At 54.5% G+C, this 15,489-nt stretch carries 20 protein-coding genes; 9 read left to right on the top strand and 11 right to left on the bottom strand.

Annotated features, from left to right (window positions below):
• Positions 1–29: 29 nt before the first annotated feature.
• Entirely contained in the window at positions 30–776 is a 747-nt protein-coding gene (locus QBD29_RS06360; RefSeq protein ID WP_280100472.1) for a response regulator, read from the bottom strand.
• A 209-nt stretch (positions 777–985) separates the two neighbouring features.
• Here QBD29_RS06360 and mce point away from each other — a divergent pair, with 209 nt between their 5' ends.
• Together mce and QBD29_RS06350 are read left to right on the top strand one after the other, a co-directional pair.
• The gene (mce, locus tag QBD29_RS06355) at positions 986–1,390 is read left to right on the top strand and encodes a methylmalonyl-CoA epimerase (RefSeq protein WP_280100471.1); all 405 of its coding nucleotides are present in this window, start codon (positions 986–988) and stop codon (positions 1,388–1,390) included.
• The gene (locus tag QBD29_RS06350) at positions 1,390–1,659 is read left to right on the top strand and encodes a DUF1467 family protein (RefSeq protein WP_280100470.1); all 270 of its coding nucleotides are present in this window, start codon (positions 1,390–1,392) and stop codon (positions 1,657–1,659) included. The genes mce and QBD29_RS06350 overlap by 1 nt, the downstream gene beginning before the upstream one ends.
• Here the strand turns inward: QBD29_RS06350 and hisN are convergent.
• On the bottom strand, positions 1,656–2,471 hold the full coding sequence (hisN, locus tag QBD29_RS06345) for a histidinol-phosphatase (RefSeq protein WP_280100469.1): 816 nt from the start codon (positions 2,469–2,471) through the stop codon (positions 1,656–1,658). The genes QBD29_RS06350 and hisN overlap by 4 nt on opposite strands.
• A 56-nt stretch (positions 2,472–2,527) precedes the next feature.
• On the bottom strand, positions 2,528–2,917 hold the full coding sequence (locus tag QBD29_RS06340) for a helix-turn-helix transcriptional regulator (RefSeq protein WP_280100468.1): 390 nt from the start codon (positions 2,915–2,917) through the stop codon (positions 2,528–2,530).
• 356 nt (positions 2,918–3,273) lie between these two features.
• Between QBD29_RS06340 and QBD29_RS06335 the strand changes: the two genes are divergently transcribed.
• Positions 3,274–4,236 carry an NADPH:quinone oxidoreductase family protein gene (locus QBD29_RS06335; RefSeq protein WP_280100467.1) on the top strand — a complete coding sequence of 321 codons (963 nt, stop codon included), beginning with the start codon at positions 3,274–3,276 and terminating at the stop codon, positions 4,234–4,236.
• 367 nt (positions 4,237–4,603) lie between these two features.
• Here QBD29_RS06335 and QBD29_RS06330 read toward each other — a convergent pair whose 3' ends face one another.
• From QBD29_RS06330 to QBD29_RS06320, 3 genes are all read right to left on the bottom strand, one after another.
• On the bottom strand, positions 4,604–5,599 hold the full coding sequence (locus QBD29_RS06330; RefSeq protein WP_280100466.1) for an LLM class flavin-dependent oxidoreductase: 996 nt from the start codon (positions 5,597–5,599) through the stop codon (positions 4,604–4,606).
• An 81-nt stretch (positions 5,600–5,680) separates the two neighbouring features.
• Positions 5,681–6,157 carry a hypothetical protein gene (locus tag QBD29_RS06325; protein WP_280100465.1) on the bottom strand — a complete coding sequence of 159 codons (477 nt, stop codon included), beginning with the start codon at positions 6,155–6,157 and terminating at the stop codon, positions 5,681–5,683.
• A 45-nt stretch (positions 6,158–6,202) separates the two neighbouring features.
• On the bottom strand, positions 6,203–7,090 hold the full coding sequence (locus QBD29_RS06320) for a LysR family transcriptional regulator (RefSeq protein ID WP_280100464.1): 888 nt from the start codon (positions 7,088–7,090) through the stop codon (positions 6,203–6,205).
• 125 nt (positions 7,091–7,215) lie between these two features.
• Between QBD29_RS06320 and QBD29_RS06315 the strand changes: the two genes are divergently transcribed.
• The 3 genes from QBD29_RS06315 (at position 7,216) to QBD29_RS06305 (ending at position 8,802) form a co-directional block, all read left to right on the top strand.
• On the top strand, positions 7,216–7,431 hold the full coding sequence (locus QBD29_RS06315) for a hypothetical protein (RefSeq protein WP_280100463.1): 216 nt from the start codon (positions 7,216–7,218) through the stop codon (positions 7,429–7,431).
• A gap of 138 nt (positions 7,432–7,569) precedes the next feature.
• Positions 7,570–8,340 (top strand): Bax inhibitor-1/YccA family protein, encoded by a 771-nt coding sequence (locus tag QBD29_RS06310; RefSeq protein WP_280100462.1) that lies wholly within the window; start codon positions 7,570–7,572, stop codon positions 8,338–8,340.
• Between the two features lie 66 nt (positions 8,341–8,406).
• Positions 8,407–8,802: an MAPEG family protein gene (locus QBD29_RS06305; protein WP_280100461.1), complete on the top strand. Its 396-nt coding sequence runs from the start codon at positions 8,407–8,409 to the stop codon at positions 8,800–8,802.
• Here QBD29_RS06305 and QBD29_RS06300 read toward each other — a convergent pair.
• On the bottom strand, positions 8,792–9,253 hold the full coding sequence (locus QBD29_RS06300; RefSeq protein ID WP_280100460.1) for a low molecular weight protein-tyrosine-phosphatase: 462 nt from the start codon (positions 9,251–9,253) through the stop codon (positions 8,792–8,794). The genes QBD29_RS06305 and QBD29_RS06300 overlap by 11 nt on opposite strands.
• Before the next feature lie 40 nt (positions 9,254–9,293).
• Between QBD29_RS06300 and QBD29_RS06295 the strand changes: the two genes are divergently transcribed.
• Both QBD29_RS06295 and QBD29_RS06290 read left to right on the top strand, forming a co-directional pair.
• On the top strand, positions 9,294–9,998 hold the full coding sequence (locus QBD29_RS06295; protein ID WP_280100459.1) for an NAD-dependent deacylase: 705 nt from the start codon (positions 9,294–9,296) through the stop codon (positions 9,996–9,998).
• Between the two features lie 332 nt (positions 9,999–10,330).
• Positions 10,331–11,989, top strand: a complete 1,659-nt coding sequence (locus QBD29_RS06290) for an SDR family oxidoreductase (RefSeq protein WP_280100458.1) — start codon at positions 10,331–10,333, stop codon at positions 11,987–11,989.
• Here QBD29_RS06290 and QBD29_RS06285 read toward each other — a convergent pair.
• Genes QBD29_RS06285 through proC form a run of 3 tightly spaced genes read right to left on the bottom strand, consistent with a single transcriptional unit; the run spans position 11,979 to position 14,144 of the window.
• Positions 11,979–12,944 carry a D-glycerate dehydrogenase gene (locus tag QBD29_RS06285; RefSeq protein WP_280100457.1) on the bottom strand — a complete coding sequence of 322 codons (966 nt, stop codon included), beginning with the start codon at positions 12,942–12,944 and terminating at the stop codon, positions 11,979–11,981. The two genes, QBD29_RS06290 and QBD29_RS06285, sit on opposite strands and share 11 nt — an antisense overlap.
• Positions 12,945–12,984: 40 nt before the next feature.
• Positions 12,985–13,326 (bottom strand): tRNA-binding protein, encoded by a 342-nt coding sequence (locus QBD29_RS06280; RefSeq protein ID WP_280100456.1) that lies wholly within the window; start codon positions 13,324–13,326, stop codon positions 12,985–12,987.
• Positions 13,323–14,144, bottom strand: a complete 822-nt coding sequence (proC, locus tag QBD29_RS06275) for a pyrroline-5-carboxylate reductase (RefSeq protein WP_280100455.1) — start codon at positions 14,142–14,144, stop codon at positions 13,323–13,325. The genes QBD29_RS06280 and proC overlap by 4 nt, the downstream gene beginning before the upstream one ends.
• A 308-nt stretch (positions 14,145–14,452) precedes the next feature.
• Between proC and QBD29_RS06270 the strand changes: the two genes are divergently transcribed.
• Positions 14,453–14,932: a protein tyrosine phosphatase family protein gene (locus tag QBD29_RS06270; RefSeq protein WP_280100454.1), complete on the top strand. Its 480-nt coding sequence runs from the start codon at positions 14,453–14,455 to the stop codon at positions 14,930–14,932.
• 6 nt (positions 14,933–14,938) lie between these two features.
• Here QBD29_RS06270 and QBD29_RS06265 read toward each other — a convergent pair whose 3' ends face one another.
• Positions 14,939–15,442, bottom strand: a complete 504-nt coding sequence (locus QBD29_RS06265) for a YbjN domain-containing protein (RefSeq protein WP_280100453.1) — start codon at positions 15,440–15,442, stop codon at positions 14,939–14,941.
• Between the last annotated feature and the right edge of the window lie 47 nt (positions 15,443–15,489).

Below are 15,489 nucleotides of genomic sequence, written 5' to 3'. Positions count from 1 at the left end.
GTCTTTGAACGGGAAATCAAACGGCGGCTTTAGGCAACGTTTGATCGACCCGTGACCGTGCGTGGCATGCGCGCCAGTCGTTTTTGAACCAAATCCAGCATGGTTTTACCCGTGCGCATCGTGGCAGTGCCCTGTTCCATGTTTTGAAAAAACGCCGCCGCACCATTGATCAATTCTTGATCCTGCGCCGTGCGCGCAATGCTGGCGACAAATTGGGCGCAATAGGTCACTTTGCTCATGTCGGCGTTCGGCAATGCCTCTTCCAATACATCGCGAATGTGATCCAGATCATCCAACAGCGCCTGTTGATCCAAATCGGGCGCAGCATCCACAACCGACGGCACAAAGCCTGGAACACTGGCGGTTCCTTGTAGGCTCGCGAGGATGACATCTTGAAATTGTTTCATGTTTCCAATGGGCTTTGGCAGAAACCCCACCGCCCCAACCGCCATAACTTTTGCGCGGGTGTCTTCGGAAACGGTTCCGCTGATCGCCAATACGGACAGATCTTGATCCACAAGTTCTGCGATCAATTCAAACCCATTGCCATCGGGCAATCCCAGATCAACAATCACCAAATCAGGGCGATACATGGCCAGATGTTTATGGGCGGATCGCACGCAATCCGCACGGCGCAACCGCGCCCCGCTGCGCATGGTCATCAATCGAACCGCTTCGGAACAAAATCGACTGTCTTCGATCAACAGAATTGTAATGCCCAACAACGGGCGGCGTTTGGAAATGGGGGCAGAAAAAGGGTCTGTCTCTAGTGGCATGAACTGATTCCCTGAGCGAGTGCGAGACTTTCATGCAACGACAACAACCCTAACAGGTTCCTAACAAGCCGCTATTTTAACAAGATTTGTTTTAAAACGCTGTTTCGCGCGATTCAAAATCCGTTTCTACACGGTGTCACCCTTTGTCACGTTGCCAAACGGGTTGTCTCGCGCCATATCAAGGCCAAACACAGACAAAGGAGCCCGCCATGATCGGTCGCTTAAATCACGTTGCCATCGCCGTTCCAGACCTTGAGGCCGCCAGCGCACAATACCGCGATACGCTTGGCGCCAAGGTCAATCCACCCCAAGACGAACCAGATCACGGCGTTACAGTGGTGTTTATCGAACTGCCCAACACCAAAATCGAACTGCTCTATCCGCTCGGTGAAAACTCCCCGATCCAAGGGTTTTTGGACAAAAACCCATCAGGTTGCATCCACCACATTTGTTACGAAGTCGACGATATCATCGCCGCCCGTGACAAATTGCAGGCATCAGGCGCACGCGTGCTTGGAACTGGCGAACCAAAAATCGGCGCGCATGGCAAACCTGTCTTGTTCCTGCACCCCAAAGATTTCACAGGCACTCTGGTAGAGTTGGAGCAAGTCTAATGACCATCGGAGCCGCTCTCGTCCTATTTGCTGTTGTCTGGTTTATGACCCTGTTTGTGGTCCTTCCGCTCTATCAACCGAGCCAAGAAGAAAAAGGCGATGTGGTGCCTGGCACATCCCCATCCGCCCCCGCAAACCCACAATTGGGCAAACGTGCATTGATCGTTACTGCGGCGTCGTTGGTGATTTGGGCCGCTCTTGTCGCGATTATCGTGACAGGGGCCATTTCCTTGGAAACACTAAACATTTGGGGCGGTATTCAGCCCTAATCACAGCCCTTGAGCAGTTCTAGTGCGGCGGCGTGCATCAGTGCATCGCCCGCTGCAATAACACGCCCACCCTCGTGAACGGGCCCGCCTTCCCAATCGGTGACAATACCTCCGGCCGCTTCGACCACAGCCATGGGCCCTTGGATGTCATAGGCATTTAATCCCGCCTCAATCACCAAATCCACCTGCCCCGCAGCCACCAAACCATAGGCATAACAATCCGTGCCATACCGCGTCAGCTGCACACAGTCGCGCACCCGCTCAAACGCGTCTCGTTCGCTTTGCGTGCCCACTTCGGGAAAGGTTGTGAACAAAATCGCCGACGCGAGGTCCGCACAAGAGCGCACAGCCAACGGCCTAATCTGTTCGCGGAAATGCCAACTGGCCCCTTCAGGCGCGCCCACAAACCGCTCTTGAATAAACGGCTGATCAATCATCCCGATCTGCGGTCCAGCGGCCCCACCCACGGCAATCAAAACACCCCAAGTGGGCGTGCCAGAAATGTACCCCCGCGTGCCGTCAATCGGGTCCAACACCCACGTGAGCCCGCTGCTGCCTTCACTTTGACCGTATTCTTCACCCAGAATCGCGTCATCAGGGCGACGCGCCGCCAAAATATCGCGCATGGCCCGCTCAATGGCCCGATCGGCCACCGTGACAGGATCAAAATCGCCCTTTAGCTTGTTTTCAATGCCCTGCCCATCTGCGCGGAAATACTGCATCGCAATGGGGCGCGCCGCATCGGCCATGGCATGAGCCACAGACAAGAGTTCAGTTTGCAAGTCTTGGGACAAGGGGGCGTTCTGAGTCACGAAAAGCCTCATCGGTTGGGATCACCCAACCGATGTTTCATATTCGCTGGCTCAGATCAATCAGATGCGCTCAGCACGCGGGCCAGATCAAACAGCTTGCGCCGTTGGTTTTCTGGAATAGCGTAATAGGACCGCACCAAATCCAACGCTTCTTTGTCAGACAGCAAATCCCCTTGGGCTTTGCTTGCGGTTACATCTGCCACGACGCTTTCGGTGTCTGCGTCGTCTTTTGCAAATCCTTCAAAGAAAAAGCTGACAGGCACATCCAATGCCTCTGCAATGTCCCACAGGCGTGATGCGCTGACGCGGTTCATGCCTGTTTCGTACTTTTGAATTTGCTGGAACTTAATGCCAACACTATCGCCCAGCTGCTGTTGCGTGACGCCCAGCATCCAACGGCGGTGTCTCACGCGCTTTCCCACATGAATATCCACTGGATGTTTCATGTCTTCCTCCCTTGCTCGGCCCCTCAGCCGTATTTCTTGGGCACAAAATGGGCCCGTCCCTCTTTAGAATTCGTACTGTTGAATGCTATAGGACCATACAAAGTTCAGACGGAACGTACGGGTACGAAAATGCGAACAGATATTAATCTAAAGAGGCCTATCGCATTTCCCCTACAATCTAAAGGTGGTTATTTAACATGTTCGACATTTTTTTGCATTTCACTGACGGATTTTTGCATTTTGCAAAGAAACATTCAAATAAACTCAAAATAAAGTCTCAATATTTGCAATATTGACGATCATCTTCGCCAACAGCAAAGCCGACCCTTAAGAAAACCCCACAAAGGACCCTTCCAATGCGTGCCATGCAAGTGACCGAACACGGCCAACCTCTCAGCCTTCAAACCATTCCCACCCCTGATATTGGTGCGGATCAGATGCTTGTGCGCGTGGCCGCCTGTGCGTTGAATTTTGGCGATCTGTTGCTGCTCAAGGGCACATATCAGGAAAAACCACCCCTGCCTTTTACGCTGGGGATGGAATTGTCGGGCACAATCGAAAAAATCGGTTCGGATGTGACCAATCTTTCCGTTGGTCAGCGGGTCATTTCTTATACAGGATTTGGTGGAATAGCAGACTATGCCGCGATTCCTGCCGATATCTGTCTGCCGATCCCAGACAGCATGGACATGATCGACGCAGCGGCCTTTCCTGTGGGATATGGCACAGCTCACCTCGCGCTTGATTACCGCGCACGCATGCAAGCGGGTGAACGCCTATTGGTGCTTGGTGCATCAGGCGGCGTTGGCCTGACCGCCGTTGAGCTTGGGAAACTCATGGGCGCCGAAGTCATCGCCGTGGCCCGCAACGCGGAAAAACTCGACATCGCGAAACAGGCAGGCGCGGATCATCTCATCAATTCGGAAACCGATGACATTCGCACCACGGTCAAAGCGCTTGGCGGCGCGGATGTGGTCTATGATCCCGTGGGCGGCGATCAGTTCACCGCCGCGATGCGGGCCACCAACCCCGATGGCCGCTTGATCCCCCTTGGCTTTGCCTCTGGCACCGTGCCCCAAATCCCCGCCAATCACCTACTCGTCAAAAACCTGACAGTCATCGGCTATTACTGGGGCGGCTACTCACGCGTGAACCCCAGAGTCCTCGGCGACAGCCTCGCCACCCTTTTGGACTGGCACGAAGCAGGCAAAATCAAACCCCACGTCAGCAACGTCCTACCGCTCGATCAAGCCAACGAAGCGCTAGATCTGCTGCGCACCCGCAAAGCAACGGGTAAGGTTGTGGTGACGGTGGAATGACGAGGAGGAATGAACGAAAGCCCGCTTGGCGACCGAAGTAACGGTGCTCAAGTGTTCAGGTGGTAGGTGATCCAATTACTTTTCGTGGCGTGCCGATCATAAACTGCCCTGGCGCCATAATTCGTTTCAGATTTCTGTTCGCCTCCGCCAAACTCACAGTAGGATTCGAACAGAGCATCCCACTTTTTGCGATCTTGTTCTTTGGCCAGTCGAACGATCATAACTACATTGAATCCGTTTTCTCTTTAAACCAATAGGTTCCGTCATTTTAAGACTGACGACAAGCGCGAAGAATGCAAACATCGTCTTTGCTCCCTACGGCGTTCGTCAACAAGCTCGCGCCCTTTGTTGTCCGGCCTTCCAGACCTCATCCGCCCACAACCATCTCCTTCAACACCTCCCCCGCAATCTCAAACGATCGCACCCGTGCGCGTGGATCATGGATCATACCAGTTACCATTAATTCATCTGGCTGAAACGCATCGACCAACTGCGCCAATTGTGCGGCCACGGTGTCTCTTGATCCTGTGGCCGAACAACCCAGCGCCTGATTGACCCCTGCCAGCACATGGGCTGGAACGTGTTCAGCAATATCGTCAACGGGCAAAGGCAACTTGCCAGGCACGCCCGTACGCAACCGCGCAAACGCCAGTAATTGAGAGGACCGCAACCGCACCGCCTCTTCATCCGTATCTGCGGCACAAACCCCTGCCGCCATCATGAAATAAGGCTGTGCCAACCAATCTGACGGTTGAAAAGACCGCCGATAAATCTCGGCAGCTTCTTCCAGCATGGCAGGGGCAAAATGCGATGCAAACGCATAGGGCAGCCCCAAATGTGCTGCCAATTGCGCTCCATACAGGCTTGATCCCAAAATCCACACTGGCACATGCGTCCCACGCCCCGGAATCGCCTGCACCCGCGCCCCGTCCGAGTCACCGAAATATCCGATCAGCTCTGCCACATCTTGGGGAAAGCTGTCTTCTGGGGCCATATGACGGCGCAGAGCCCGCGCGGTGGCCATATCCGTACCAGGCGCTCGCCCAAGCCCCAGATCAATACGATCAGGATACAGCGTGGCCAGCGTGCCAAATTGTTCTGCAATCACCAACGGCGCATGATTGGGCAGCATGATCCCACCAGCCCCCACACGAATGGTGTTTGTCGCCCCCGCCACATGCCCGATCACCACAGATGTGGCTGCACTGGCGATGCCTGGCATGTTGTGATGCTCCGCCATCCAATACCGATGATAGCCAAACCGCTCCGCCGCCTGCGCCAATTTCACTGTATTGGCCAAAGCATCTGCCTCGGTCTTTCCCTCGGGAATTGGCGACAGATCGAGAAGCGAAAACTGGAGCATTGTGGCGTCCTGCGTTGCGATCAGGTTAGGTTAGTTTAGGTTAATCCCCGATCCGTGGAATGCCAACCGTGACCCCACGGCTCACAAATTGCGCGCGGCCGTCTTTAGCAACAAAATCGAATACAGTTTGTGAAACCCCATCAAAGCGCGGAACAGGAAACCCATCCTTCCTGTTTTTTGATCTGGAACCACCGCCGATCCGAAATACAGCCGCGTGCCACCACCCCTCGGTTCCACCATCAGCCAAGATCGCGTGCGCCCGCTTATATCGCACATCAAAATCTGATCCGACACGCGGTCCTCGACAGTCCACGCCGCAAATTGTTCGCGCGTACCCGCCGCCAATTCCACGGCCTCAGCATCTATCGATGGATGGTTTGCCAGCCGAAGGATGACCCGCTCCACCTTAAACAACCAACTGGTGTAAAACCCTTCAACAAAGTCCGCAAACACCACATCGCGCCCCACATCGGCAGCAAAACAATCCGTGTGCCCCTGCTCCGCATACCGCGCCAACAAGGCATCTTTTGGCAGGTCTGTCTGTATTATCTGCACCACAGATGGCTCCTTTTGCCCGTGCGAGCTCGCCCAGATCAGCCCACGTTACCCCGCCAAGCGCACGTCCGACACGCGGTCTACATCTTTGCAATAGGCCGCTCGTACCATTTCAGCCAATTCAGACGCAATCAGGCTTTGGGATGTGGGAGCCACCATCATATTGACCTGAAATTTTGGCAATTCGGGCAAAGCGCCCCCATGGTCGATTTCTTCAAGATACTGCGCCCCCGTCCCTTTTAACCGTGCATGAACTGCCAAATCTGCGCTCAGGGATGCTTCGACCGTCATGGACGAACTGGTATCCACACCCATTTCCCAATCAATATTGGCATCATCCAGCGCCTTGAGCGAAATGGCCCGAAAGATACACTGTTTTTCCGATGCCACACGCAGCGGGCGTTCCTTCCACGCGGTGCCATTGGGGGCGCCGTACCAGACCAGATCCAAATCCGTCAGCTTGATCGCCCCCTCATCGCGGCCTGTTTCCGTGGTCAGAACCACATCACAATCCCCTGCGGCGAACATCGCCTTTAATTCAGAGGTGAAAGACGACACGAGGTTCACCTTCACCCGCGGATACGCCTTTGAGAATTTCTTCAAAACCATCGGAATATGCGGGTACACAATATCATGTGGTACGCCAAAGATTACTTCCCCTTGGAACTTTTGATCGGTCATGCGGGTCCAAACTTCGTCATTGAGCGCCAGCAACCGCCGCCCATAACTCAACAACAACTCTCCCTGGGCCGTTGGCGTGACACTGCGATTGGATCGGTCGAGCAGGCTTTGCCCCAAACTTTCCTCCAACCGCTTGAGCTGCATCGACACCGCCGATTGCGTCAGGTGTAACTGCGCCGCCGCCCGTGTGACCCCGCCTGTGTCCGCCACAGCCACGAAACTGCGTAATGCGGTTAAATCCAGATTTCGCGCCATATCACGCTCCTTGATGTAAAACTTCACAAACATTCGTTTTTCAAATGAATACCCCTGTGTCACACCAATATCAAGAAATTTGATGCGAAACTCATTTTGCATCGCCAAACTGAAAGGACGATCTTATGTTTTCTTCCGCGACTCTTGGTATTTTGCGCAGTCTAACCCCCGCGAAAGGCCCCACACGCAAACTGCGTGCCATGTTACGCGTGGCACAGGAACGCCATGCGCTCAAAAACCTGCCCCCAGAACGTCTAAATGACATTGGGCGCACCCCAACAGAGGCCCAAGACGAAGCAAATCGCGCCTTTTGGGACGTTCCAACCCATTGGCTGCGTTAAGATTTGTTTCGGAAAATGTTTCGCGAAAATCCAACGAAAAACCTTGAAAAAATGGTCGAACACGCCGATATTCATTAGTGAAACAGTCGGGCAATTGTTCGGCTGTCGTTTTAACTGTTTTTTCAAGGAGAAAACCAAATGGCACAATACGAGACAGTCCGCCGCGCAAATGCAGGTGTGGGTGTCGATGCCACCCAGATCGACGCTGGGCTGCGCGCGCACATGAACAAAGTTTACGGGCTGATGTCCGTGGCCATGTTCATCACAGGTATCGTCGCTTACTTCGTGGGCACAGACTTTGCCCGCGCGATCAACGGCGAAGAAACCGCAATTTTCTCAACAGGCATGCTTCAGGCCATGTACTCTAGCCCGATCCGCTGGATTATCATGTTCGCACCGCTTGCTTTTGTGTTTGGCCTTTCTGCCATGATCAACCGCATGTCCATGGGCACAGCACAAATCGTGTTCTGGGCCTTTGCGGCCGTCATGGGCTTGTCGATCTCTTGGATTTTCGCAGTCTTCGCTGAAATCACAATCGCACAGATCTTCTTTGCAACAACGATCATGTTCGCCTCCATCAGCCTTTGGGGCTACACCACCAAGAAAGATCTTTCTGGTTGGGGCAGCTTCCTGTTTATGGGCCTGATCGGCATCATCGGTGTGTCCATCCTCAACATCTGGATGCAGTCTGATGGCTTGGCTTTTGCTGTGAACATCATTGGTGTGCTCGTGTTTGCTGGCCTCACCGCCTATGACACGCAAAACATCAAAAACACTTACCTTGTTCACGCCCACCACGGCGACACAGAATGGCTTGGCAAATCCGCCATCATGGGTGCGCTCAGCTTGTATCTGAACTTCATCAACATGTTCATGATGTTGCTACAGCTGTTCGGCAATCAAGAATAAGCCAACACATCTTAAGAAAAGCCGGGGCTCGACCCCGGCTTTTTTGTATCTGCAAAGGAAACACATATGTCTGACTTTCCCCTGAACGTGACCGCCGCTGCCGCTGTTATTCTTGGAGCGATGTATATCTTTATGACCTTTCAGATCGGCCTCCAGCGCGGCAAGGAACGCATCGCAATGGGGGACAATGGCGATCCTGTTTTGGCCAAAAAGATACGCGGCCATGCGAACGCAGCCGAACAAATCCCATTGGGCCTGATCCTAATTGGCTTGAACGAAGCGATGAACTCTGCCCCGACGGCCATGGTTTTGGCCGCCTTATTGGTTCTGGGCCGCATCGCCCACGCGATCCACTTTTTTGGCGAAAAAAAACCGCTCGTCTTTCGTGCCGGTGGCATGATGCTGACGATCTTGTCCCATCTTTTGGGCGTCATCGGCCTCGCGCTCGGCCTTATTCTTTAGCGGTTACATCCGCCAACACCGCACGACAAGCCGCTTCGATCAGATCAAACACCTGATCAAACCCGTCTTCGTAATAGGGATCGGGCACCTCGCGCAGCGGCTGTTCGGGTAAGTAATCCAACAACATCTTCATCTCGGCCTTGGCCCCACAAGGCGCAATGGCGCGTAAATTTGCCATGTTGGAATGATCCATACCGATGATCAGATCAAACCTGTCGAAATCCGCCTGGCTCACCTGAGATGACCGCTGCGACGACAAATCATACCCTCGCCGCTTTGCCTCTGCCATGGAGCGTGCATCTGGCAGCTTGCCATTGTGCCACCCGCTGGTCCCCGCACTCTCTACCTCAATATCCGCGCCAGCCTGCGTTACCAATCCACGCATGACGCCTTCGGCAGTGGGGGATCGGCATATGTTGCCAAGACAGACAAATTGAATACGGTAGGTCATTAGACACTCCTTTTCCCACACATACACACAGGCCCAAACAATGAGCATAGTCATCCTCACTGGCGCAGGCATTTCCGCCGAAAGCGGCATCGGCACGTTCCGCGATGCAGGCGGGCTTTGGGAACAATACCCCATCGAACAAGTGGCAACCCCCGAAGGCTTCGCCGCTGATCCTGATTTGGTGCATCGGTTTTACAACGCCCGTCGCGCAAATGCGGCACAGGCAGAGCCAAACGCCGCACACCGCGCACTGGCCAAACTTGAACGTCAACACACGGGTGACGTGCTGATAGTCACCCAGAATGTCGATGATCTGCACGAACGGGGTGGAAGCCAAAACGTGCTGCACATGCACGGTGCGCTCAATCGTGCCACGTGTTCGGCCTGTGGCCACACATGGCCTGCACCCACAGAAATGCACACCACAGATCCCTGCCCCAAATGCACGGCCCCGTCCACGCGCCCCGATATCGTATGGTTTGGCGAAATCCCCCAAGGTATGAATAGCATTGAAAGCAAACTTCGCACCGCCGATTTATTTGTTTCCATCGGGACATCTGGCACGGTTTATCCTGCCGCTGGCTTTGTGCAATCGGCCAACGCGCTAGGCCTGCGAACGCTGGAACTGAATCTGGAAACCAGCTCTGGTGCATTTGACGAAAGCCGCACAGGCCCCGCCACGCAACTGGTCCCCACTTGGGTGGAAGAGGTTTTAAGCCAACAACGCAATAGCACCAAACGTTAATCCCGAGCCACGCAGTTGTTACGGCCCGCGACAAGGCAGCGAACCAACACTGAGCATCCTGCCAAAGGTGGCATTACGGGAATGATTCAAGTTTTTGGCAGGATGCTTTAGATCGTGTAATGTGCAGGGCCGCCAAGCCGTTTGAACACCCTGCATTTTAGACGCTTAAAATAGAAGCTTCATATATGACGCTTTTTTAGACGCTTCATATTTGCAGGGTCTCAATTCAAATTTCCCAGCCTTTTCAATGGCCCATCATTCAACCCTGCGCCCAAACGCCCTATCGTCTGCACGATATGATCTGCGTAATCTGCTTTTGAAAGGGGAGTTCTATGAAAATCCTCATCCTCGGCGGATACGGCGTTTTTGGCGGGCGATTGGTACAACTGCTTGCGGATTTGCCCGAGCTTTCCCTTCTGATCGCAGGGCGTTCCTTGACCAAAGCACAGGCATTTTGTGACGCGTACCAAGGGGCATCGAAACTCACGCCGGTCCTTCTTGATCGGGCAGATATCGCACAGCACCTACGCATCGACACACCTGATTTGATTGTCGATGCGTCGGGTCCGTTTCAAAACTACGGCGATGATCGTTATTTTGTGGCCCGCGCCGCAATCGAACACGGTGTGCCTTACGTGGATTTCGCCGATGCGTCCGACTTTGTCGCGGGCCTCTCAACGCTGAATGAACAGGCCAAAACCGCCGGGGTTTTCGCCCTCTCTGGTGTCTCTTCTTTCCCTGTCCTCACCGCCGCTGTGGTGCGCGAACTGGCCAAGGACATCACCGTTGAAACCATCACTGGTGGCATTGCGCCTTCCCCTTATGCAGGGATCGGGCTCAACGTTATGCGCGCGGTTGTTGGATACGCAGGGCATCCCATTGCGCTAACACGAAACGGCGCGCGCACCACCGCAAAAGGGCTCACCGAAAGCCGACGCACCACCATCGCGCCCCCTGGTGAACTGCCACTTTACAACATCCACTTTTCGCTTGTGGATGTGCCAGACCTTCAGGTCATCCCCCCTGATTATCCCAACCTCGATAGCATCTGGATGGGCGCGGGACCTGTGCCTGAAATCCTACATCGTATGCTCAATCTCCTTGCCAAAGTTCGCGGTCGTGGGCTCTTGCCAAACCTCGTTTCAGCGGCGCCCCTGTTTTACAAAATCCTGAACCTGATGAAATTCGGTGAACATCGTGGCGGCATGTTCGTGCGCGTCACAGGCACAGGACCCAGTGGCCCAGTCGAACGCACTTGGAACCTACTGGCCGAAGGGGACGATGGCCCTTTGATCCCGTCCATGGCGATCGAGTCGATCATTCGCAATATGGTAAAGGGGAAATTCCCACCCACTGGGGCCCGCGCGGCCACCCATGCCCTCGAACTTTCCGACTACGATGCACTGTTTACCCGTCGTAGCATCACCACTGGCATCCGTGAAACACTGCACGAGACTGCACCGCTTTATCATCGCATCCTTGGTCCCGCTTTTGACGAGCTACCAGCTCCCCTGCGAGATTTGCATACACCAAAGGGCATTAAGTCATGGTCTGGCACCGCTACAGTGACCCGAGGGTCAAATCCACTCGCCAAACTGGCCGCATGGATTTTAAGATTGCCCAAAGCGGGCCGCGACGTCCCCGTCACCGTCACCTTCACGCCACAAAACGGAACCGAAAAATGGGAACGTAATTTCGGCGGTCAAACATTCCATTCCATCCAAGCAGAAGGCCACGGACGCAACGCCCACCTGTTGACCGAACGGTTTGGCCCGATCACGGTGTCCCTCGCACTGGTTTTAAAAAACGGTGAACTGGATTTGGTCCCACGCCGCTGGGCGTTTTTTGGCCTACCGCTCCCTACCGCGCTTTTGCCGCAAGGGCGCAGCTATGAATCTGCCCCAGAGGGCAAATTCACCTTTGATGTACAGTTTAAGACACCTCTTACAGGGCTTATCGCGGCCTATCGCGGGACCCTTACTAAGGATTAACCGCGTTTGGCACATCTTCCCCCGCGAAAAACGCTCGCAGGTTTTCAACGGCCATCAAGCCCATACCGACCCGCACTTCCAATGCAGCCGTACCAAGATGGGGCAGCAAACTCACATTCTGTAATGCACGCAACGCCTCTGGCACGGACGGCTCATTTTCGTACACATCCAGCCCAGCTCCCCCAATCGCTCCGCTTTGCAGCGCGGCAATCAACGCAGCCTCATCCACCACATCACCGCGTGCCGTATTCACCAAAACCCCATGCGGGCGCATCGCCGCCAACTCCGCCGCGCCGATCATATGATGGTTCGCCGGGCCACCAGGTACAGAGAGCGACACAACATCCGCCGCAGACATCACTTCGGCGATTGTATCCAATTGCCGCGCGGGAACGCCGCAATCGGCCACGCGGGAGCGGTTGTAAAACACCACATCCATGCCAAACCCATAATGACACCGCTTTGCAATCGCTTTGCCAATCCGCCCCATGCCAATCACGCCCAGCGTTTTGCCCGACACATGCAACCCAAGGAATTGCGTTGGATACCAGCCTTCCCAAGTGCCATCACGCACGGCTGCTTCGCCGATGGATGCGCGGCGTGCCGTCATCAACATCAGCAAAACTGCAATATCCGCAGTGGCATCTGTAACGGCACCTGGCGTGTTTGACACCACCATGCCCGCCTTTTGCGCTGCGGCCACATCAATGTGGTTATAACCCACGCCGAAATTCCCCAACATCTTGGCACGGATGGTTCCGCCAAAGGCCCCCGCCGACAAAGGATCGCCCAATGTTGGCAAAACCGCATCATACCCCGCCAAAGCTGCCGCCGTTTCTGCATCCGACATGGGCAGGGTTTGCGTGCGCACCGTCACATCAAAATGATTGCGCGCCTCTTCAAGAACCGCATCTGGCAAAGGCCGCGTGATGTAAACTGTGGGTAATCCGCTCATGTTTCTTCGTCCTTAAATACTCAACGTCAATGGCCGCACATCAGTGCATCCGCCCCCCATTGGGCACATCCTGATCAGGATGCAGCAATACAATCCCCCCTTCAGAATCGGACAAGCCCAGCACCAAAATCTCTGACTTCATCGGCCCGATTTGACGGGGTGGAAAGTTTACCACCGCCATCACCTGACGCCCGATCAAGCTCTCTACAGTGTAATGCTTGGTGATCTGGGCAGATGACTTTTTCACGCCAAGTTCGTCGCCAAAATCGACCCAAAGCTTGATTGCAGGTTTGCGCGCCTCGGGAAAAGGCTCGGCCTGAACCACGGTTCCGACGCGGATATCAACCTTTAGAAAGTCGTCAAATGTGATGTCATCACTCATGTGCCCAATTCCCTGCTTCGATCTGTTGCGGCTTTTACACCGCGTTTTAAAAGGGCAGGGAAACCGTTTTGTGCATCCATCAACACCTCAAGGGCGGCCGCCGTTGTCCCCGCAGGAGACGTCACATTGATGCGCAACTGGCTTGGGTTTTCATCTGCTTGCTCTGCCAAAACGCCCGCACCAGCAACCGTGGCCTTGGCCAATTTCATTGCCAAAGGTTCTGGCAATCCCTGCGCCGCACCTGCTGCTGCCAGTGTTTCGATCAGATGAAACACATAGGCAGGACCTGATCCAGACACACCGGTGACCGCATCCATCTGCCCTTCTTCATCCAAACGCACGGTTTGCCCAACCGCCTGCAACAATCCTTCAGCCATTGTCATATCCGCCTCGCTGATCAGAGTGTTTCCGATCAGCGCCGTAATCCCTTTGCCAACCGCTGCAGGGGTGTTTGGCATGGCGCGAATAATCGGGGTTTGCGCACCGAGCACCGCTTCAAATGCAGACATCGGCGTGCCCGCAGCCACAGAAATAAATACGGTGGTTCCATTGCCAAGCGCTTGCAATCTGGGCAAGGCATCGCCCATCATTTGCGGCTTGACCGCAACGATACACACAGCGGGGGCCTTTGGCAGATCTCCGTTTAACGCGACACCTTCCTGTTGCAATCCACGGACCCAGTCGGATGGGTTCGGGTCCAAAATCGCCACCGCCTTCGGGTCTACCCCTTGAGCCAACCAGCCTTGCAGCATGGCCGATCCCATTTTGCCACAGCCAAGCAGCACCAAGCCGCCGCTGTTCACCCGATCCAAAGACATGATATTCCTCCAAAATCTGCGCCTGTTGCGACCGCGACCCTGCGCGATGACAAAAGGGAAATCAACCCGCTGCCCCGATGGAACATGCGTTGGAAACAGCCGCGGAGGCTCTTTCCAAACAATACCTTATCAAATCGTTAACTCAGACGCGTCATGCACGACGCGTTGTTTAAGAAGCGTTGTCTATGACGCGTGTTGTATGACGCGTCATGATTCACACTCTGTTAAGGAATCCCCCCCAAAGCCAAGGTTTCCTTTGCATTCCTACGGTTTCCAGCCATCCTCAAATTCAGCCCAAAGACCCGCGCATGACCCACAACACCGAAATATTGAATTTTCGCATCCTCTCGCCACGGATCACCACTTCTGGCCAACCGAGCGAAGAACAATTTGCCTCTCTCAAGTCCCTAGGGGTGACGCATGTGATCAATCTTGGCCCCCACCACAACAAGGGTGCGCTTGATGATGAACCTGCAACATTGGCGGACCTTGGCCTTGGCTACACCTACATCCCTGTGGACTTCGATGCACCAACACAAACCAATTTCACAGATTTTGTCGCCGCGCTTCAGGCTCATGCTGGGGAAAAACTGCACGTACACTGCATCTATAACGCGCGGGTTTCAGCATTCTTTTATCGCTACGCCGCCGAAGGATTGGGATTGGATCCAGACACGCAACAGGCGCAAATGGATGGGATTTGGCGGCCAGGGGGAGTCTGGGCATCCTTTATTGGCAAAGACGCGGATGCGGACAAACCAAATCGATACGCAGGCTACGACTACTAGCCCGGATCAGGCGCGGCCATAGGCCTCTGACATCGCAATTTCGAGCGCGGGTTCCGCGGCCTCATTGCCCCATGCTACCAATTGAAACGCGGGATAAAACCGCTCACAGGCCACAACTGCGGCGCTCAGCATTTGGTCAATCTGCTCAGGAACTGCCATCTGGCCGCCACCCAACATCAAGCCATAGCGATAGACCATCAAACGCTGTTCTTTCCACAGGGAAAACGCCCCGGCCCAACATTTATCATTGGCAAGGTTCATAGCCTCGTAAAGTATCGGCAATCGGTCTTCGGGTGGGTCCATTTCAAAGGTGCAAATCATTCGCAGCGTTTCATCATAGGCGGACCACGCCAACGTGATGGAATAGGTACGCCACGCCCCTTCAATGGCCATCGCGATTTGATCTTCGCCTACCCGATCAAACGCCCAGTCATAATGCTCGGCCAGAGTTTCAACCACGTCTATCGGATGGAGGTCGGATGCCTCAAGATACTGCTCAACGCTTGCCATGTTGCTGCCCTCAACTGTCTGCTCTTGCAGGCCCCACCACTAGGGGC

The sequence above is a fragment of the Amylibacter sp. IMCC11727 genome, assembly GCF_029854195.1.
GTDB lineage: Bacteria > Pseudomonadota > Alphaproteobacteria > Rhodobacterales > Rhodobacteraceae > Amylibacter.
The sequence above is the reverse complement of the archived record's forward strand: the minus strand, read 5'-3'. Positions and strand labels throughout refer to the sequence as shown.